This window comes from Sporosarcina sp. P13, from assembly GCF_002743055.1.
Classification (GTDB): domain Bacteria; phylum Bacillota; class Bacilli; order Bacillales_A; family Planococcaceae; genus Sporosarcina.
Window position 1 is genome coordinate 1 of record NZ_PDYM01000012.1, and the last position, 21,072, is coordinate 21,072.

Annotated in this window: 16 protein-coding genes, 1 CRISPR repeat array and 1 other annotated feature; of the genes, 3 read left to right on the top strand and 13 right to left on the bottom strand. The window is 39.5% G+C overall.

What is annotated here, in order from left to right; all coding sequences use genetic code 11:
- The first annotated feature begins 18 nt into the window (after positions 1–18).
- Positions 19–910: a CRISPR direct-repeat array (repeat unit 36 nt; unit sequence GTTTTCCTATACCGAAAACTGAAAGAGTACCGAAAC).
- A gap of 35 nt (positions 911–945) precedes the next feature.
- The 10 genes from CSV79_RS07630 to CSV79_RS07675 all read right to left on the bottom strand — a co-directional run bounded on the left by CSV79_RS07630 (position 946) and on the right by CSV79_RS07675 (position 12,479).
- Positions 946–1,902: a hypothetical protein gene (locus CSV79_RS07630; protein WP_099688450.1), complete on the bottom strand. Its 957-nt coding sequence runs from the start codon at positions 1,900–1,902 to the stop codon at positions 946–948.
- Entirely contained in the window at positions 1,899–2,207 is a 309-nt protein-coding gene (cas2, locus tag CSV79_RS07635) for a CRISPR-associated endonuclease Cas2 (RefSeq protein ID WP_099688451.1), read from the bottom strand. Before cas2 ends, CSV79_RS07630 begins: the two co-directional genes overlap by 4 nt.
- Before the next feature lie 4 nt (positions 2,208–2,211).
- Complete coding sequence (cas1, locus tag CSV79_RS07640; RefSeq protein WP_099688452.1) at positions 2,212–3,111, bottom strand: type II CRISPR-associated endonuclease Cas1; 900 nt, start codon at positions 3,109–3,111, stop codon at positions 2,212–2,214.
- A gap of 180 nt (positions 3,112–3,291) precedes the next feature.
- A complete protein-coding gene (gene cas9, locus CSV79_RS07645; protein WP_158232490.1) occupies positions 3,292–6,483 on the bottom strand; it encodes a type II CRISPR RNA-guided endonuclease Cas9 in 3,192 nt (1,063 codons plus the stop codon).
- A gap of 162 nt (positions 6,484–6,645) precedes the next feature.
- Complete coding sequence (trpA, locus tag CSV79_RS07650) at positions 6,646–7,437, bottom strand: tryptophan synthase subunit alpha (RefSeq protein WP_099688454.1); 792 nt, start codon at positions 7,435–7,437, stop codon at positions 6,646–6,648.
- On the bottom strand, positions 7,437–8,627 hold the full coding sequence (gene trpB, locus CSV79_RS07655; RefSeq protein WP_099688455.1) for a tryptophan synthase subunit beta: 1,191 nt from the start codon (positions 8,625–8,627) through the stop codon (positions 7,437–7,439). Before trpB ends, trpA begins: the two co-directional genes overlap by 1 nt.
- The gene (locus CSV79_RS07660) at positions 8,608–9,243 is read right to left on the bottom strand and encodes a phosphoribosylanthranilate isomerase (protein ID WP_099688456.1); all 636 of its coding nucleotides are present in this window, start codon (positions 9,241–9,243) and stop codon (positions 8,608–8,610) included. Before CSV79_RS07660 ends, trpB begins: the two co-directional genes overlap by 20 nt.
- Positions 9,240–10,028, bottom strand: a complete 789-nt coding sequence (gene trpC / locus CSV79_RS07665; RefSeq protein WP_099688457.1) for an indole-3-glycerol phosphate synthase TrpC — start codon at positions 10,026–10,028, stop codon at positions 9,240–9,242. The genes CSV79_RS07660 and trpC overlap by 4 nt, the downstream gene beginning before the upstream one ends.
- On the bottom strand, positions 10,025–11,062 hold the full coding sequence (gene trpD / locus CSV79_RS07670) for an anthranilate phosphoribosyltransferase (protein ID WP_099688458.1): 1,038 nt from the start codon (positions 11,060–11,062) through the stop codon (positions 10,025–10,027). The genes trpC and trpD overlap by 4 nt, the downstream gene beginning before the upstream one ends.
- A gap of 34 nt (positions 11,063–11,096) precedes the next feature.
- Complete coding sequence (locus CSV79_RS07675; RefSeq protein WP_233201396.1) at positions 11,097–12,479, bottom strand: anthranilate synthase component I family protein; 1,383 nt, start codon at positions 12,477–12,479, stop codon at positions 11,097–11,099.
- 89 nt (positions 12,480–12,568) lie between these two features.
- Positions 12,569–12,786: a binding site (T-box leader), on the bottom strand.
- A gap of 174 nt (positions 12,787–12,960) precedes the next feature.
- Between CSV79_RS07675 and CSV79_RS07680 the strand changes: the two genes are divergently transcribed.
- The 3 genes from CSV79_RS07680 (at position 12,961) to CSV79_RS07690 (ending at position 17,915) form a co-directional block, all read left to right on the top strand.
- Positions 12,961–13,665 carry a pseudouridine synthase gene (locus CSV79_RS07680; protein WP_099688460.1) on the top strand — a complete coding sequence of 235 codons (705 nt, stop codon included), beginning with the start codon at positions 12,961–12,963 and terminating at the stop codon, positions 13,663–13,665.
- A gap of 349 nt (positions 13,666–14,014) precedes the next feature.
- Entirely contained in the window at positions 14,015–16,435 is a 2,421-nt protein-coding gene (locus tag CSV79_RS07685) for a bifunctional diguanylate cyclase/phosphodiesterase (RefSeq protein WP_099688461.1), read from the top strand.
- A gap of 184 nt (positions 16,436–16,619) precedes the next feature.
- Positions 16,620–17,915 carry a uracil/xanthine transporter gene (locus tag CSV79_RS07690; protein ID WP_233201397.1) on the top strand — a complete coding sequence of 432 codons (1,296 nt, stop codon included), beginning with the start codon at positions 16,620–16,622 and terminating at the stop codon, positions 17,913–17,915.
- A gap of 65 nt (positions 17,916–17,980) precedes the next feature.
- Here CSV79_RS07690 and CSV79_RS07695 read toward each other — a convergent pair whose 3' ends face one another.
- From CSV79_RS07695 to CSV79_RS07705, 3 genes are all read right to left on the bottom strand, one after another.
- Positions 17,981–18,592 carry an SAM-dependent methyltransferase gene (locus CSV79_RS07695; protein WP_099688462.1) on the bottom strand — a complete coding sequence of 204 codons (612 nt, stop codon included), beginning with the start codon at positions 18,590–18,592 and terminating at the stop codon, positions 17,981–17,983.
- A gap of 50 nt (positions 18,593–18,642) precedes the next feature.
- Positions 18,643–20,205 carry a sensor domain-containing diguanylate cyclase gene (locus CSV79_RS07700; protein WP_233201398.1) on the bottom strand — a complete coding sequence of 521 codons (1,563 nt, stop codon included), beginning with the start codon at positions 20,203–20,205 and terminating at the stop codon, positions 18,643–18,645.
- A 152-nt stretch (positions 20,206–20,357) separates the two neighbouring features.
- On the bottom strand, positions 20,358–20,975 hold the full coding sequence (locus tag CSV79_RS07705; RefSeq protein ID WP_099688464.1) for an NAD(P)-dependent oxidoreductase: 618 nt from the start codon (positions 20,973–20,975) through the stop codon (positions 20,358–20,360).
- Between the last annotated feature and the right edge of the window lie 97 nt (positions 20,976–21,072).

The following is a 21,072-nucleotide window of genomic DNA, read 5'->3' on the forward strand; positions in this document are numbered from 1 at the left end:
GTGTGAGTTGCGGCTTCTGTTTTCCTATACCGAAAACTGAAAGAGTACCGAAACCGTCTAATTCAATCCGTTTCGCGTCAATAAGTTTTCCTATACCGAAAACTGAAAGAGTACCGAAACCTCCAACGAACGAATTCTTTTCTCTGTCAGGTTTTCCTATACCGAAAACTGAAAGAGTACCGAAACCCTGTTGTTGCGGTGTGAGTTGCGGCTTCTGTTTTCCTATACCGAAAACTGAAAGAGTACCGAAACCGCATAAGCTACTCATGTAGTTGGGTCGTGGTTTTCCTATACCGAAAACTGAAAGAGTACCGAAACTGGTTTCGTCATATAATCAGCCCCTCGTAAGTTTTCCTATACCGAAAACTGAAAGAGTACCGAAACCGTCCCGCCCAGCGTCGTCAACGTGTCATCGTTTTCCTATACCGAAAACTGAAAGAGTACCGAAACTTAGTACGCTTTATATGTTAGATGGTATTAGTTTTCCTATACCGAAAACTGAAAGAGTACCGAAACAAACGTTTCACTGCGGACATTGACGCGCAAGTTTTCCTATACCGAAAACTGAAAGAGTACCGAAACCGCGAATGTTATCCGCAAACGCTAGAACTGTTTTCCTATACCGAAAACTGAAAGAGTACCGAAACACAGCCGGTAACACAGGTCGAGCATGCTTGTTTTCCTATACCGAAAACTGAAAGAGTACCGAAACGATACGCCTTAATGGACGCTACGAGCGATGGTTTTCCTATACCGAAAACTGAAAGAGTACCGAAACCGTAAACCTCGAGGGCGACTATGCCGGCGCGTTTTCCTATACCGAAAACTGAAAGAGTACCGAAACACGTTGCCTTCAAACTTAAACGTAATCGTAGTTTTCCTATACCGAAAACTGAAAGAGTACCGAAACTACCTCCTTCAGTATAACACAAAGGATTCTGATTACTAATAGCTGCTCATAAATTTCACAATATTTTCAGGAAACCCTATCATATCAATGGTTTCATGAATACTTAGCTTCCTTAAAATCATATACATCAAGAGCTGAATAGTTTGCTCTTCGCTGTAGCTAATTAACTTAAATAAGTCACATTCTGGATAGTTATCCACAATCGTTAGTAACTGCTCTTTCGCTTGGATAAAATCTTGCCCTTCCGCTCCGCTTGGGATATCTAATAACACTTCACGTTTCACCGATTCAATTGCACTTTCATTGAAAACTTCATTACTGACGATGAAGTTTTTTCTTGCGCTAAGTGAAAGTTCATTAGTAATGATTATAAAATGAATTCCTTTTAGCCGCATGGCATTTATTTCATTCATTAATATTTCTAGTTGCATTTTTGTAGAATATACTTCCGGTAATTCAATTAAAATTAGCGTTTGTTTATTCATCGCTTCTTTCTGAATAAACCGAAGCAACATCATTTTATTATCCAGTGGCGAAATTGATTTTTGATTTGTTTTGAATGAAATAAAACTCTTTAAGTCTTTCTCTTCAAAGTTTCTAATTTCAGCATGAAGTTCATATGGCTCTAGCAACTTATTAGCAAAATAGCATTCTTCCTGTACCTCACTCCACACTTCTTGTAACTCAAAGAAAGATGGCGATAACCCAAGTTCAGTTACATATGTCGTTAGTAAACTATTTAAAGGTGATTTTGCTGTAATCCTCTCTGTTTCTACTTTAAAATCATATGGGATGAGATAACAATTCCAATCTTTTTTATTAATTGGTTGCGTGTCTTCAGTAATCTGCACATCAGAGAACCGATTATTAAAATAACTATCAATACTCCGCACTATATTATGCCAAATCATATGCTGGCCTTTTAATATAGTACATTGATCTAGATCAATATCGTATGCATAGTCGTCATCTTTAATATTCCATACTCTCATAGAATCACCAACGTTTCTTCCGTGATGACCTCTTCTTGTATCGTTTTTCCACCAACAAGAATCTCCATTCTTTCATATTGCTTTTCAGTGACTGCCATGATTCGAATCGAACCTTTTATAGGCATATTTCTTTTCAACCCTTGTGTATACTGAACTAACGCTGTGCGATTTGGAAAGATTTTAGCGTATACAGAAAACTGCAACATCGAAAAGCCGTTATTTATGAGATACTTACGGAACTTTGCATAGACCCTTCGTTCTTCTTTCGTGACCATCGGGAGATCAAAGAATAAAAGTAGTCTCATGATTCTATATGGCGATGCCATCTTCAGGATAGAGGAGCTTTTCAATTTCTTGATCATTCATCGCCTTAATAAAGGACTGAATATATAGATCGATTGCGTTCAATACCGTTTGATTCTGTCCCCCGATACGAATCTTAGCATTTAAACGTGCGATTAGATTTTGCTTCATTTCAACAGTTAAATATTCCTCATCTTTGACAGTCATTGCCACCCATAAATCTATCACTGGACGAAACACTTCCATACAGTCATCCACTAAATTAAAAGCATTGAACTGATTGCGATGGCCAATCCCATAGGCCGGATGAAGCCCATAAGAAACGACAGTGCGTGCAACACAAGAGCGTAATACAATATATCCATAATTTAATGCTGCATTATACGTATCAAGCGCGTTTCTTTTTCTAGTAAAGTCGGTACCAAACAATTCTTTAAAATAAATGCTAGCTGCTACACCCTCACGGTTTGTGGCATCATTAGGAATAACACCCTCTGCTAGACTTCTCATTCTAGCAATCACTTCAGCATCTCTTTTTAAATATTTCAGGACAGAGTTTTGATTATTAATCTTGATTCGCAGTATTTTGCTCCACATTTCTTCTCTTAATTGATCTTCCCAGGTTAATTGTTTTCTAAGCACTCCATACACCCTATAATGACTATATAATCCTAGACAAAATAAATTTGGATTGTGCATTTCATCACAAAATATGAGTAAGATATGATATTCTGTGAGCTTATTCATTAGTCTTCCTGTCACAACCGTGCGTACATTATCTACCACGATTGTATGAATATCAGATAAAGGGATCAGTATTTCCTGTTGATCTTTAATAACCTTCAGATTATCCAAATACAATTTCATTTCTTCTGCTTCTGCTATATAAATCACTCGCCAACTCAATAGAATCTCCTCCTTCTATTGAGTTATTGACTGTTTAGAAGTGTTTTATTCGTAGAAATAGAAAAAGCCCCACATAAAGTGGGGCTGAGTTCGGGATAAACCCTTGTTTCGATAGGTTCTCCCAGCTTTCGGTATAGGACGATGAATGCATTCATCGTATTTACAATATAACAGATTATTTCATTTTTGTAAATAGATATTAAATTTTTCTTTTTGTACCTTATATCGATTGCCTAAAACGTCTACATTATACTTTATTACATTCGAAATAGTTGACGGGGAAAGAATCCCAGCTGATCTATTTTCTCTTTCTCTTATCTTATAAACGTATTCACTCTCTATTTTATTTTGCCTTGGATTGGCATCCCCTCTAAATACTCTTTCGACTAACTCTCCATCTTTTTCATAGCTAAATAAATCATTCTTATATAGGCTTAATTGAAATTCATATGTTTCATCGATCTTTTTATAATCCTTTTTCAATTCTGTTTCATATCTTTCCATATCTAATATTAACTGATCACCGACAGTTTTGAACCAATAATAAGGCACACCTACATATTTGTATTTCCCTTCAACATTCCTGTATAAATCTACTCTTACTCCTTTAACTTTAAGAAGAACAACTTCATTTTTAGCATTCGGATAGTTATCAGTTATATTCATATGAACACCTAATTTATTGTCATAGTACCTTAAATGCTTCACTGGAACTTTACCGTCTTTTAAAATATAGCCATGTTCATCATAGTAGGCCTTAAATGGATTATCTGATTTTCCATATTCCTTAACTATTTTCTGAATTAAATTAAATAACTCTGGATTATGTTTCGCAATCAAAAAGCTTTCTGGATTTTTCTCTATTCTTTTGAGGACAGGTGCGACGGCCCCCTTATCCAACCTATAGATATTTTTATATTTAGCTAAGCAATATACATCGTCACCGTCTTTTCTAGTTCCGTAAATCGTTTGATTTGACATTGCTCGATTAGCTTTGCGATCCACTTTATGAGAATACTTAATTTGTGATTCGTAGTTTATGAGTCCACGGAAAAATCTAATCATTTTACCATTAAAAAAGTCGTCTCCCGGTAAAATTTCTCCTGTACTTTTTTCAAATATTACCCCCTGGTCATTCATATCAAATTCTCTAAACAGTTCAAAAACCGGTAGTTTGCCTATTGCCGCCACAATCAATGCATCAATCGCATGGTGAGCATGTCCGCTATTCCGATCTTTTTTAATACGGGCCCTTCGACGTATAGCAGCTGTAAACGCACCACGTATAGATAAGACTGTTGTTTCTATGTCGTTCACTTGGAAATAGGTACGTAAGTTAGTAGAGAAGCTTCTCATCGCATACTGAGTATCTATTAAGTTTCTATTGATAAATTGTCTTTGAAGTTCTTCATTTCTTTTCACATCTCGCACTTCTAAAAAGTAGTCCTTCTTCTTTCCATTAATCTTTTTCCCTTTAAATAGGTTCAACACTTCTATTTTAAATGCATCAAATGATCGTTCACTTTCGCCACTTGATAAGTATTGATACGGTGTTCGCTGTCCTTTTTTCTGGTTTTGCGAATGATAGCATAGTACCTTGTTTGACTGACTATCATCGAATGATATAGATACCGGAATGATATGATCAATTTCAAACAAAGAAAAGTTTGAAACAATTTCGTTGGCAATGATCGTTTTCCCTGAATACAAACACTTGCCATCTTGCGCATCCCATAATTTAAGTGCTAAATGCTGTTTACCGTTTAACCGTAAATCTTTTAGTTCCGATACTCCCAATATACCTGCCATTCGCTTTTCAAATTTGCCAATTTCTTTTTGGAATGCGCTATATTGTTTTCTTTCATCTTCACTATTCTTCTCTCGTGCGGTTTCCACAATGATGGAATCAAATTCCCCATACTTCCGCCTAGCTTCATTCACTATTTTTATCGTTTCACGATGAGCTCTTTTTGCGACCGAGCTTAAAATTGCGTCTCCATCAAACATAATATTTTTTGTGCTAGTCAATTTTTCCAAGCGCTTTTGCTCCATCTTTAATTCACTATACAATTCCATTTGGTTTTTATTCGTACACCATAGATCTTCCATTATCAGCTTCATTGCTTTTTTAGATAGCGAATGATACCCTACAAATTCTACGGTTTCTTTAAATGCGTCAATAATTCTTTGACGATCCGGATTATCATAGTATCCTAACAGTTCATGCAGTTGTTCCTCTCGTCTCGAATAAGACTTTTCAGCTGTTAAAATATTCACCATTTCGTCCATTACATCAATATTATTCAATAAATCTGTGGGTAAACTTTTTTCTTTCACGATTTTCAAGATCAGTTTAAACCCTTTAAACTCTGTGAACAAAGGACTACCCGTCTTCATATTAATCCGGTATCCACTTACTAATGCATCTGGTACAGCATTCTTATATTTTAATATTTGAGGTAACGTAATATTCTTTCCTTTGTTAATGTAGTTCTCTACCAAAAACTCTTTATCTTCTTTAGACAAATATTCACCATCTATTTGCAATTTGTTCAAATCACCATTTAATAGATCAAATAAGTCTGCCGTATAAGACATTTTGGGAATTCTATCTTTATCGGGGAAGTAAGTGCACTTCCCTCTCATCTTATCTATCATAGAAACATACTGAAGCTGCCCATTTTTATCAATAAAATAACTTCCATAGGATGTTGGCGATTTATCCGAGCCCGGCCCTTCATAGTACGCTCTACGTTTCTCGACTATCTCCACTATTTCATCAATCAAAGAATCGGTTAACTCTACATGATATTTTTTTTGATTGTTTAATATTGCATTCAATTCACGAATATAATCCGCAGTAGTAAAGCGGTTTTCATGATTTCTAATCTTTTCAATTCCACTTTTCGAACGCTCAATCTGTATTTCGCAGATGAACTTTTCTTTCAGTAACTTACTATTTCTCGATAGCTGTTCCTTAGTCGAAAGTTCATCGCCCAAACTCTCGTCCGTATCCGGTATATCAAGAACTACCCCCCGACGTTTGACAATATGAAAGATTGCTGCAGCTAACTCTTCTTTTGAAACCTCATGATAGATTGCGGATTTCCTAGCCTCGTATGGATTAATTTCCCCTATACCTTCTAAAGGAAAACCATTTTCATAAAGAAGTTTTTTCACGCGATCTAGTCTATGTGTACGACGGCGTTTCAAACGTCGCGATCCCCTAAAACCCCTTCTCTCTTCATTAGCATTCCTTGATGCTTCTTCAAACAATCTGACACCCGCGTCTACTATTTCTCCACTTTCAGATTCAATAATTCCCCAACCTACAGACGAAATTCCGATATCTAACCCTAATACCTTTCCCAAGAAATCACTCCTACTAGTACATTTTATTTATAACTAACTTACCATATATTCTAAATTTTTGTAATACCGCCTTTCTCGTTAATGGAATTTTCACATATCCGACTTTACTCAAAAACACAAAAAAACCGAACAACTGAAATTCATCAGTTATTCGGTCTGTCATTATATTTTAGAAACTGTGTTCTTTGATGCATTGATCAATGTGCTGATTGTCGACAAGTCATTTTCGTGCAATGATGTAACGATGGCACTTCCCACAATTACGCCGTCTGCTAATGCACCTAGATTTTGTACTTGTTCAGGTGTTGAAATTCCGAAACCTGCAAGTACTGGAACGGAACTTGCTGCTTTTAACCGTTGCAAATGACCTTCCAATCCTTCAGTGAATGAAGAACGGACACCAGTAATGCCGTTAACTGTCACTGCATAGATGAAGCCTTCTGCCGCTTTAGCGATTGCTTCGATCCGTTCAGCCGGACTTGTTAAAGAAATGAGTTGGATTAACGCCACGTCAGAATCTTTCAACGCGTCTTTTAGGATCCCACTCTCTTCAAGGGGAAGATCCGGAATGATTAAACCGTATACACCGCTCTTTTCACAATCCGCTGCAATTACTTGTAATCCGTAGCTTAGTACAGGATTCAAATACGTCATGATGACAAGGGGAACTGTGACTTGATCTTTGAATGTAGCGAGTTCATTCATCACTTTACGAAGCGTAACACCTTTAGCCAACGCACGCTCACCCGCTCGCTGGATCACTTCGCCATCCGCTACTGGATCAGAAAACGGAATACCTACTTCAATTGCAGTAGCGCCCGCTTCTTGAAGGAATAAAATATTCTTCTTCAATGTCTCAAGCCCACCATCGCCCGCCATAATATATGGAACGAAAGCTTTGTCACCACGTTCATTGCACGCCATAATCGCTTGTTCTACTTGTTGTTTAGTCATTATGCTTGTCCTCCTAACGCATCGCGTATCGTTTGAACGTCTTTATCCCCACGACCAGATAAACAGATGACGAGTACTTCGTCTTCTTTCATCTTTTTCGCCAATTGCACAGCATAATAGACGGCATGCGCACTTTCAAGAGCAGGGATGATCCCTTCTATGCGAGATAATAACTGTACGCCTTCAAGTGCTTGCTGATCCGTTACGGAATCATACTGCACACGCTTAATATCATGTAAATGACAATGTTCAGGTCCTACTGCTGGATAGTCTAAACCTGCCGAGATGGAATGAGCTTCTTTAATGAAACCATCCTCATCTTGTAGTACGTACATATACGCACCATGCAAAACGCCTTCTTGTTTACCCGCAATCGCTGCCGCGTGCTTACCGGAAGAAATACCACTTCCTGCAGCTTCGACTCCGTATAATTTAACGTCTTCATCTTCAACGAATGGGTGGAACATACCGATTGCGTTACTACCGCCACCGATACATGCGACGACTGCATCTGGCAGACGACCTTCTTGTGCTACGATTTGCTGACGCGTTTCAACACCGATGACACGTTGGAAATCACGAACGATTTGTGGGAACGGATGGGGGCCGAGTGCTGATCCGAGAATATAATGCGTGTCTTCTACGTTCGAAACCCAGTAACGCAACGCTTCATTGACCGCGTCCTTCAACGTGCCTGCGCCTTTATCGACAGAAACCACTTTTGCACCAAGTAGCTCCATACGGAAAACGTTCAATTCTTGACGGCGAACGTCTTCTTTCCCCATGAATACGATGCACTCAAGGCCTAATAATGCACAAGCTGTAGCTGTTGCCACGCCATGTTGACCCGCGCCTGTTTCTGCAACAATTTTCTTTTTGCCCATACGAATCGCAAGTAATGCTTGTCCCAATGAGTTGTTGATCTTATGTGCGCCTGTATGATTCAAGTCTTCACGCTTCAAGTAAATCTTTGCACCACCGGCATATTTCGTTAGACGCTCCGCAAAAAACAACGGTGTCTGTCGGCCAACGAAGTCTTTTAAGTAATGGTCTAATTCTGCTTTAAATGCAGGATCTTGCTGTGCTTTTTCGTATGCTACTTCTAATTCTTGCAATGCTGTCATCAATGTCTCGGGAACAAATTGCCCACCAAATCTACCAAAACGGCCTTTAGTTTCTGTCGTTGCCATCTGTACCACTCCTGCCCTTCGCTAGTTGAATAAATGTATGAATACGTTCACTATCTTTTTGCTTATCAATTTCCACTCCGCTAGATACATCAACCATATACGGATGCACTTGTGCGATGGCTTGTTGCACATTATCCGCATGCAAGCCGCCCGCTAAAATCATTTGCTCACGCGTAACACCTGCGTTTTCTAACAAAGACCAGTCAAACGTCTTCCCGCTACCGCCTTTGTATTCCACACCCGGTGTATCAAATAAATAATAATCCACATCGTAGGTAGCTGCGCGTTTCACATCGTCTTCACTCGCGATAGACAATGCCTTAATCGACGGCAAACCTACTTCGCGAATGAACTCTGGTGATTCATCTCCGTGATACTGAATGTAATCGAGCGGCACTTCTTTAAATGTTTTCTGTAGCTGTTCCTTCGACGCATCCACAAATACACCAATTTTCAACACCGTGTTCGGAATAGTTGACGCAAGTGACTGCGCTTGCTCAATCGTCACTTCACGACTGCTCTGTGCAAATACAAATCCGATCGCATCTGCTCCCGCATCCACAGCAGCCTTTACATGTTCTAGTTTCGACAATCCGCAAATCTTTACTCGGGTCATGAACGAATTCCTTGCTTTGCCACTTTAAGAGACTGTAGCGCTTCTTTCACTGAGTCACTACGCATTAATGATTCTCCAACTAGCACGGCACTCGCTCCAGCCTTCGCTGCACGTTCCGCGTCTGCAGGTCCCCAAATTCCACTTTCACTAATGAAAACACGTTCTTCATCGAACGGGAACTGTGCTGCAATTAGCTCCGTCTGCGCCAAATCTACTTCAAATGTATGCAAATCACGGTTATTGACACCAATAATTTTCGCATCAATCGCCAGTGCGCGATGTAATTCTTCCACATTATGAACTTCTACAAGTACATCCAGTCCTTGTTCATTGGCATACGTATACAATCTACCAAGGGTTTTGTCATCTAATGCTGCAACAATTAATAAAATAACGGACGCGCCAGCACTTTTCGCTTGATCAATCTGTATTTCATGAATCATAAAGTCCTTACAAAGCAACGCAATCGGCACAGCTTCTGCAACTGCAGCCAAGTCTTCAAACGAACCTTTGAAAAACTCATAATCTGTCAAAACAGATATACATGCAGCACCCGCTTCATAGTATGCTGTTGCTTGTTTAACTGGATTTGCACCTTCAGCAATCAATCCTTTAGAAGGTGATGCACGTTTCATCTCTGAAATCACTTGCAATTGCTGGGCTTTTCGCAACGTAGTATAAAGTGAAGGACGCGTCAGTTCTTTTTCAGGAAATACCGTTTTATCCGCTAGTAGTTTTTCTACTTCTATTTTCTTCTGCGCAATAATTCTATCTAAAATCGTCATTGGGTAACCGCCTTCTGCCGAATCATTTCACTAAATGCAATGACGGCTTCTAATTTTTCTAATGCTCTTCCGGATAAGATGCTATCCGTCGCGCGCTTGACACCTTCTTGAATCGTTGCCACTTGACCATTCGCAAACAAACCAATACCTGCATTCAAAACGACTGTATCAAACTTCGGACCACGTTCGCCATTCAAAATTGCTCGTGTGGTCGCTGCGTTCTCTACTGCGTCTCCACCTTTTATAGCGGATAGTGGTGCGTACTCCAAACCTACATCATCCGCAGTTAATGAAAACGGAATCAGATCTCCATGATCGAGTAGTACAAATTCGTTTTGACCTGCAAGGGATGCTTCGTCCATTCCACCAGCACCGCTCACTACGATCGCTCTTTCACGTCCAAGCATTCTCAACACAGATGCATATTCCATGATGAAGTCTGGTCGGTTAATTCCCGTGAATTGTGTCTCTAGTGATACTGGATTCGTCAGAGGTCCAACCAAGTTAAAGATCGTCGGTTTACCAATTTTATTACGAATAGCACCGATGCGCTTCATTTTCGGATGAATAGCTGGTGCGAATAAGAAGGCAATCCCTTCTTGTTCAAGCAATCGCTGCATATCTGTCGTTTGATAGTCTGAATGAATACCGAGCGCATCAAGAACGTCCTGACTTCCTGCTGCACTGGAAATTTTCCGGTTGCCGTGTTTAGCGACTTGTACGCCTGCACCCGCTAAAACGAATGCAGCGGTTGTGCTGATATTAAATGTATTAACACCATCTCCACCTGTTCCACAGTTATCTAAATATCGAGCGGATGCTGGTGTTAAATCGATTGCGTATGATTTCATGACGGCTGCTAAGGCAGCGACTTCATGAGAGGTTTCACCTTTTTTAGACAGGGCGTTTAGAAATTGTATGATTTGCTCTTCATTTGTTTCTTCATTAAATAGCAATTCAGCTACATGTTTCATTTCCTCGTACATGAGGTGACCATTTTTCTCTACTATGCTTATATACTTTTCCACGCTCATCTCTCCTCTTCTCGTCTGAAAAATACCCTATAGATTACTTTGCCGGTTCGGTTGCTTCGAGCAAGGACCGGGCTTTATTTGATGTTTCTTTATATTCCAATGCTGGAACAGAAGCTTCTACTACGCCAGCTCCTGCTTGGACGTATGCTTTGCCGTCTTTGACTAACATCGTACGGATTGTGAGTGCAAAGTCGATATTACCATTTAGGCCGATATAGCCGATTGCGCCTCCGTAAATTCCGCGATGCTGATCTTCTAGTTCGTCGATAATCGTCATAGCTGCTGGTTTAGGGGAGCCTGTTACAGTTCCCGCTGGCAATGTCGCCTTCAGTGCGTCAAGTGCATGTAATCCAGGTGCTAAATCGCCTTCTACTACAGAAACTAGATGCATGACGTGCTCGTACCGTACCGTTTCTAAGTAATTTGCTACTTCAATCGTTTCTGGGCGACAAATTTGTTCTAGTTCTTTTTTGCTTACTTCTACTAGCATATCGTGCTCGGACAATTCTTTCGGATCGTTGCGCAACTCTTTTTCAAGCGCTTGATCTTCCGCTTCATCGCGCCCTCTTCTACGCGTTCCTGCGATTGGGTTCGTCAATACTTTGTCTCCTGTAACGCGTACAAGACTTTCAGGTGATGTGCCGATCACTGTATGATCTTCAAATTCCATGTAGTACATATACGGAGATGGATTGCGTCGACGCAACCTACGGTAAAGTGCGAATGGATCACCTGTGATATCCGCTTCGAAACGACGGGATAATACCACTTGCTCAGCTTGCCCTTCTTTAATTGCATCGATAACAATCTGCACACGGCGTTCAAATTCTTCTTTTGAAATTGCGCACCGATAATCAGAAATGGATACTTCCTCTTCCTGATCTACTGAACCGTTTACGATCATATCTTCAATTTCATCTAAGTCTGGTGCTTCGTAGACTGGATTAATCTCTGTATGAAGCAACGTTACTTCATGTAATTTATGATCATAAATTACGACTGTATCGTAAATATTGAAGTAGACATCTGGAACATTCAGATCATCTGCTGTACGTTTTTCACCGTTACGTGCTGCTCCATATCCTACATAGCCAACCGCTCCACCTGTGAACGGGAACCCTGCATCTTCTGTAATACGAGGCATCAAACGTTTCAGTAATGTATATAAATCGCCTTCATGTCTATATGTTTTATCCGTAGAATAAACGATTTCTTCTACTACACCGTCCCGTCCGCGATAGGCTTTTTGAGGATTGAGTCCGATGAATGAGTAACGTCCAGAACCACTTGCTTGAGAAGAACTTTCCAGCAAAAACTTATGATTCCCTTTCAGTCTTCTAAAAATCAGGATCGGTGTTAAGGAATCCCCATCAATCTTTCTTGTCGTTACGCGTAAGCTCTTCTTTTCTGTCATCATATCCATTCTCCTCTTCTCTATCATCTATAGACACCATACTCTCAATAAAATATAAAAAGCCCTCTGCAGACAGACCTATTTAGCCTGTTGCAGAGGACGATTAATAACCGCGTTGCCACCTCAAATTGAAGAGTCGAAGCCCTTCCACTTTATGTGTTCTCACACTGCCCTTAACGCAGGCCAACGTCTGTTTTAATTAAAACAGCTGCCATAAGTCCATTCACGACTGTCGTGTATCAGTTTGCACCATCCACTGACTCTCTAGAAAGCACGTTCAATCGTTACTCTTCTTATTCATATCTTTTCACTATTCTCTTCTCAACTATCTCATCTCAGCTAACGTGGACGACTCCGCTATCGAAATCTTCTGTCCCTCTAGTTATTACATTTATCTTAATACGCAGAATCTTTAATGTCAACATCTTATTATAGTGAAATGTTATAATCAACATATTGAGACAAGTTCGGAAGGAGAGTTTATATGCGTATCAATAAATTTTTAAGTGGAGCAGGTATTGTATCAAGACGAGGAGCCGATCAATGGATTGCAGACGGTCGTATCAAAATTAACGGACAACTTGCGGAGCTTGGCAGTAAAGTAGAACTAGGTGACGAAGTGGTAGTAGACGGGAAACTCATACAACAAGAAGAGAAACTTGTTTATATCATGCTCAACAAACCTGTTGGCATAACAAGCACCACTGAGCGTCACATCAAAGGCAATGTAGTCGATTTCATTAATCACACACTACGTATTTTCCATATAGGTAGATTGGACAAAGATTCAGACGGTCTACTGTTATTGACGAATGATGGTGATATTGTCAATGAAATCTTACGAGAAGAACACGGACATGAAAAGGAATATATTGTTACTGTGGATAGCCCGATTACTGAATCCTTCATTAAACAAATGGAGAGTGGTGTAAAGATTCTTGATACCGTGACCAAACCGTGTACAGTTACTAAACTTGGCCCCCGAACATTTTCTATTATCTTAAAACAAGGCTTAAATCGACAAATCCGTCGAATGTGTGCAGCACTAGGCTATCATATTAACCGTCTACAACGCGTACGGATTCTTAATATCGAATTGGATGATTTGGCGATTGGTGAGTGGCGGGAACTGACAGATGCAGAGCGCCAGAAACTATTTCAACTATTACATTACGAACCTAAAAGATAGTAGTGAGGATGGGACAAAACCTCTAAATGCATGAAGGACTAATTCGCCTTCTTGCATTTTTTTGACTACGCATTTATAAACGTATTTTTTAAGATACAGAACCGCAGGGGAACGGACTTTTTTCTAGTAATGTCACAGCCCCTTCTTTATTTGATGACTTTCCTATTCATAAATACTTAATTTTTCCATCTGACTAGTTCAATACTCTCTCTCCCTGTGATATAATTATCCGAAAAGTCTATAGCATATGATTTATTCATCATTTTAAAATATATTTTAAAAGGTTAGACGATCACTGAAACTATCATACTATAAATAAACAGATGTCTTGAGAGAGGAAGTTAGTTTGATGTCTTTTCACACATCTACATTCAATCCATCTTTATCTACCTTATTTGAAGAATCGTTCTGTTTATCTCTTATTGATTTACACGGCAGACTGACCTATGTCAATCAGAACTTTTGCGAGTTGACTGGCTATAGAAAAGATGAATTAATAGGAAGTACGTTGGAACTGCTAAATAAAGAACGACTAATTGCAGATACTCTTAACGTATTGAAAGAACACTTCGCTGTACATAAAGTGTATCAAGAGACTGTGTGTATATTTTCAAAGTATAGTCAAAAGTATTGGTTGGATGTTACGATTGTTCCTATTTACGATCCTATTGGACAATTGACTCATTACTTATCACTCGGTATTGATATCACAGATTCTAAGCTCGTCTCACATGAATTTGCAAAAACACGCAATGACCTCCATAACTTCAAGTATGCACTAGACGAAGCAGCTGTTGTAGCAATCTGCAACGCACAGGGTGTAATCACATATGTCAACGACCAATTCTGCCAACTTTCCAAATACTCACGAGACGAACTCATAGGCAATACACACCGCGTGGTCAATTCAGGAACCCATCCTATAAGTTTTTTCAAGGAGATGTGGCGTACCATTAGTTCGGGAAGAGTTTGGCGCGGCAATATTCGAAACTTGTCGAAGCTAGGTGACTATTATTGGGTGAATACAACGATTGTTCCATTTATAGGACTCGACGGAGAGCCATTCCAATACATTGCTATTCGACAGGACGTCACCTCACATAAAGCAGCTGAAAGTTCTTTAGAAATAGCACTTAAGAATGATTTTAATACTACCGTTAAAAATCTACAAAATGCTATTTTCAAATATTCCTTTGATGAAAATAAGAACATTAACATTACATTACTTGAAGGAAAAATTGTTAAAAAACTAGGTATGACCACCGACACACTTAATCAATTGGCATTTAACGAAGATTCGGATTTACCTAATTTTAAAAGACAGTTGTTAGAAGGTTTGTTAGGCCGCAGTTCACAGTTTGAATTCGAGTACATGTCCTACACCTTCCTCGTCTATCTTTCTCCTATTTTAGAAGAAAGACGTGTAGTAGAAGTTGTTGGAACTGCAATCGATATTTCAGACAGAAAAAAAGCCGAGAAACTTGTAGAACATATGGCGTTTCACGATCATTTGACCGGGCTTCCAAATAGACGCTTACTGAAGCAAACAGTCGAAGATCTAATTGATAAAAGGGCTAAATCTAATGACCCCTTTGCCTTACTTTTTATTGATTTAGATCGCTTTAAGAACATCAACGATTCGATGGGTCATTATGTTGGTGACCAACTACTAAAGGCAGTCGGTGAACGATTAAAATTACTCGTCCGACAATGTGGTCTAGTCGCTCGACTCAGCGGTGATGAATTCATCATTCTATGTACGTCCACTACCAAAGTAGGCGTTCAATTAATAGCAAAGCGAATCGTCGAAGAAGTATCAAAGTCCTTCCTTATTAATAATTTAGAGATATTTATCGCACCAAGCATTGGAATTAGCATGTTCCCTGAAGACGGAAAAGACTATGACACTCTCATTCGTAATGCAGACTCCGCTATGTACTTGGCAAAGCAATCTGGGAAAAGTACCTATCAATTTTTCACTGTAGAACTATATAACGATTTAATGGAACGGACATTGATCGAAATGGAGCTAAGACAAGCACTAACGAAAGAAGAATTGACTCTCCACTACCAACCACAACTAAACTTTGAAACTGGAGAAATAAATGGTGTAGAAGCACTTTTACGCTGGGATCACTCTTCACGCGGAATGATTTCACCAGGAAAATTCATCCCCATCGCAGAAGAGACAGGTATTATACTACCGATTGGTTTGTGGGTATTAGAGACAGCTTGTAAAAAAGCAAAGGAATGGCAAGATTTTGGGTATCCCCCAATTCAAATGAGTGTCAATGTATCGTTACGCCAGTTTAAGAGTCCAACCTTTATTTCAGATTTAAAAAATACACTGCTAAAGACCGGATTACAACCGCAGTATTTAAATATCGAAATTACGGAGAGCATGACATCGGATGTAGATTATTGCCAGAGAATCCTACAAGAAATTCGGGAAATTGGAGTCAACACAAGTATTGATGATTTTGGGACAGGTTATTCGTCCTTAAATCATTTAAGTAAATTTCCAATTACCCATTTGAAAATAGATCAATCTTTCATCAGAGAATTGAGTACGAATTCTGTAATTGTCAAAGCCATTATTGATTTGGCTAAAAATTTACACTTACGAGTCATCGCTGAAGGAGTTGAAACCGAGGAGCAAGCTGAATTCTTAAAGGCACTTAAATGTGATGAAGCTCAAGGGTTCCTTTATTCGCGACCACTGCCATGTCATGAAATTACAAACTTACTGAAAAGTATTTACTATAAATAAACAGAAAAACCTAGCGAATGTTACTATTCTCTAGGTTTTTTATTCTATTTGATAATGATATATTGAGTCTCCTTCAGAAAGAAACGTTATTAATTCTCGTACTAGTATGCTATAGTCTTCACTGTATTCTAACATTTTAGATAAATAAAATGTTAGCAAAGGACTTTCACAAGAGGTGATGTAATTGGCAACAAATCAAATGCGGTATTCTGTCACCGCGTTAGCAGGATTTCAATGGCTGTTTTTCATGTTTGCTAATACTGTCGTCATTCCGATTTCAGTAGGTACAGCCTTTGATTTAGAGCAAATTGAAATCGTCTCTGCAATACAACGCTCCTTCATTTATACCGGAATAGCTTGTCTCTTACAAGGTATATTGGGCCATCGTTTGGCACTGATGGAAGGACAATCGGGATTATGGTGGGGTGTGGTACTTAGTTTAGCAGGTACTGCGAGTGCAATGGGGTTAAGTCTAACGACAGTCGGCGGCAGTATCGCAGTCGGCGCGATGATTTCTGGCGTTCTTGTTGCCGTGTTAGGTCTGCTTGGCATGGGTGAAATACTGAAAAAATGGTTTACACCTGCAGTGATGTTCGTATTTTTATTATTATTAGCCAATCAATTAATTACAATCTTCTTAAAAGGTATGATTGGTCTTAATGATGGTGAGTACATAAGTTTATCTACGACATTGTTTTCATTCGCTTTAGCTGCATTGACGATCTTAGTACACGTAAAAGGAAAAGGGATTATTAGCAGCTTGAATCTACTCATTGGTATGACCGTTGGCTGGATTAGCGCGGTTTTGATTTTCCCACAAGAAGCAACAGAGACGATTAAAACAACACCTTTTATTCAGTGGTTTCCTTGGGGAGAACCGACATTTGAAATCGGAATTGTCATTATGGTTATCATTACAGGACTACTCAATACGACAAATACCATTGCAACGTTAAAAGGTGCGGAAGATATTTATGAAAAAGAAACGACAAAGAAGCAATACAAAATGTCCTTCTTCATTACAGGCGGATTAAATGTTGGAGCAGGTGCACTCGGAGTTGTACCTTACGCACCCTATGCTTCATCGATTGGCTTTTTGCAGTCAAGTGGAATTAAAGAGCGCACACCTTTCTTCATCGGTTCCATTCTGTTCATCAGCCTTGGCCTTATACCACCTTTAAGCGCATTCTTCTCTACCATTCCACAAAGTGTAGGGAATACGGTACTATTCGTAGCCTATTTACAGTTATTCCGTTCGGCATTGCGCAACATCGAAGGACTGACATTTGAGCCAAAGACTATTTACCGTGTAGCCCTTCCCGCATTGCTAGGTCTGTCAATCATGACGTTGCCAGCAGACGTCTTCGCTTCCCTACCAGAACTTGTACAACCATTGCTTTCTAGCGGTTTACTAGTAGGTATTCTTGCGGCATTATTAATGGAACTGATCTTCTGGATTGGCCAACGCTTCCGCATGTAGCGCAGTGAAACGGTATTCTATCCGCTTTCTTTTACTTTGAATACAAACAGCCCTGATCACATGCTTCAGGACTGTTTGTATGTATACACTAGGAATAGTTCATTTTCATCATGTACTTGCAGATGTGTAATGGGGATTCGTGCTACCATTTCGAACGATGGATGACCTTGTAGAAATAGTTTATAAGCCGTAGTAGGGTAATACAAAATGATTTCAGCTGAACGTGGTGTGTCTCGCAAAGACAGGACAATATTGCGGATGACGGATCGGAATATTTCTATTGAAAAAGGATTGAAAAAGTAGAACGTAGCAGCATCTGATGGAATTTTATAACGTTCTGCTAATATACATTCAAACGAGATCTTACCTTTCTTCTTTGGAAAAGCCTGCCGATAATCCATTAAATTATTCATAGCATCTTGATAGAGTACGCTACTCATTTCAATCCCAATTGTATCCAGAAAATAAAGAGATTGCACATAAATAGGTACCCTCCCTTTACCACAACCAAAATCAATTAAGCTACCATTTTTCAAGATCTCATGATTAGCAAACAAATAGTCCAGACCTTCATATGGCGTAGCCTCATAGCGATTATAATGCGCCAGCTGATGAACCCATTCACGCATACCAGCTGTTTTGATATGCAGACGCTTATCCATTACTTGTTCGTCCATCGAACCCTCTCCTTTGAATATCTTTCCAATCAAGAAAACCGCGGCATATCTTACTCATGCCGAGGTTCATCGGAAACTACGATTGTTTTATTGCGACCCGTACGTTTTGCTTGATACAGGCATTGGTCTGCTAGTTCAATAATCTGGGCTGGGTAAACTGCATCTAGTGGATACGTAGCGACTCCGGCTGAAATCGTTACAATTTCTCCACACGGACTGACAGTACCTTCTAGCTTTTCACGCAAACGTTCCGCCACTTGATAAGCAGTGGCTTTGTCAGCTTTAGGCAGTAAGATCACAAATTCTTCCCCACCATAGCGACAGCAGATATCACCTTTTCTAGCTGCATTCTGCATAAGATCTGCTAAGTAAACTAACACTTCATCGCCTACCACGTGACCGTATCGATCGTTTACTCGTTTAAACTTATCGATGTCAAAAATCACTAAAGCAAACGGTTTCTTTTCCTCTACCCATTGTTTCATGAAATCATCCATCGTCCGCCGATTCGTCAACTTCGTCAGCGGATCTGTCGTGGATTGGTGAATGAAATAGTTCATTTCATTCTTGAAATAATCAATACTATACAACACGGCACCTTTTAGCTGCCTCGCTTCATAATACCAATCAGAGACAGTTTCCATCTTCTCCTTCTGATCAACTTCCGGACTAGACTCAGTATAATAAGCCAATCTTTGTAATGGCATTGCAATTTTCTTCGACAAATAGCGTACTAAGAAAAATGCCAGCAATAGTAAAGGCAAGGACTTCCATGCCATCTCTACCACCATGCTTTTGGCAGGGGATACCGCCACACTAACTGGGCGTTGCGATATGATACCCCAGTCAGCAATTGGCACATAGGCATATCCCGCAAGCATAGGAATTCCTTTTGTGTTGACGAACTGCTGGGAACCATTTATACCTGTTATTACTTTTTTCACTACTTCATTTTCTGAAACGTCATCTTTCATACGTTTCCCGTGTTGATGATAGATGAGTGATCCTTTTTTATCTACAACATAGACATACGAACCATTTTCAGTGAAGTGAACACCCAAAACTTTCTCCAAAACATTCGGTTTATTAAGATAGATAGCTCCACCTAAAATCCCTCTGTATGTACCATTTTCCGAAAATAGCGGTACACTGATGAACACAATCAATTCTCCAGTGGTTGACACGTACGGTTGTGAAATTATTGATCTTTTCTCTTCAATAGCTTGCTTTGCACCAACAGATGTCAGCTTTTCACCGATTAAGTTCAGACTCGAAGGTGATACACCTTGTACAATTCCTTCTGGAGAGACAATAACAACGGAGTTAAACGTACTTGTCTGCGTTCTAATTCGTTCCACTATCCCATTCAATTGTAGTTGAGAATCAGGCTGCGCAATCAATGACAGGACTTCTTCAGAATTCACTTGCAATATTTTAAGCGTTTCACGTAAATAAGTGTTTGTTGTGGAAGCTAGTTTTTCAGCATAAGCTTTATTTGTCCCCAAAGTAGAATCGATTAAGGCCTGCTTGTTCACGCGATAGCCGACTGTTGTACTCGTTAAAAAGGTTAAAACAATTGCCAACATCGCCACAATCTGAATTAGTTTTTTCAAAGACCATCCCATCAGATTACCAAGTCCCTTCCCCAACTACCTAGGGTTCTATTAACCTACTATACCACAGTAAACAGGAAATGTTATGGACTCTTTCTCTTACTTCAGGTCTAACGATTCAATTAGTTGTAATAATAATCGTTAATCTATCATTAATAGGAAATTCCCACACGATAACCAATATGCTCTTTTTTGATCAACTCATCATAAGCAAACGCCGCTGTATCCTTCGTAGAAATTTCTTTCCCATCAATCGGTAGAAAGTCTCTTTCCGTGCGATAGTTTCCTACGGCTTCCCCATCGGGTAAATACGTAGGACAAACAATTGTCCAATCTAGTGCAGAATTACGTAATAAGTCGAACGCTTTATGGTGTTCCTCCGCTGCGAATGTCAGTTTACGATTAGAATCCTTCGATTGATATCGCAGTTGAGAAGATTCATTCCGACTTTGTAAGATACCTGCTGTACCAATTGTTACAATTCTTTTAACCCCATGCTCTGTCATTCCATCTATAATCAACGGTATTGATTCCGTCAACGTAGTCGTTTTATCTGTTCCAAGCGCGCTAACTACAGCGTCAGCACCTTCAATTACACGCTTCACTTCATCGGCATTTCGTACATCCCCTTGAACCAAGATTAACCTTTCATGCGGCTCACATTTCTCGGGCGTACGTACAAATGCCTTTACTTCATGTCCGTTCTTTAACGCTCTGCTTAAGATTTCACTACCCGTTCGTCCTGTCGCACCAAAAATTACAATTTTCATTTAACATCCCTCCTGTCTTTCACTTTACATTAAATTTTCACATCATTACACATTCTTTGCTTATATTAAAATTAAGAAAACATCGTTCAACTGGCTA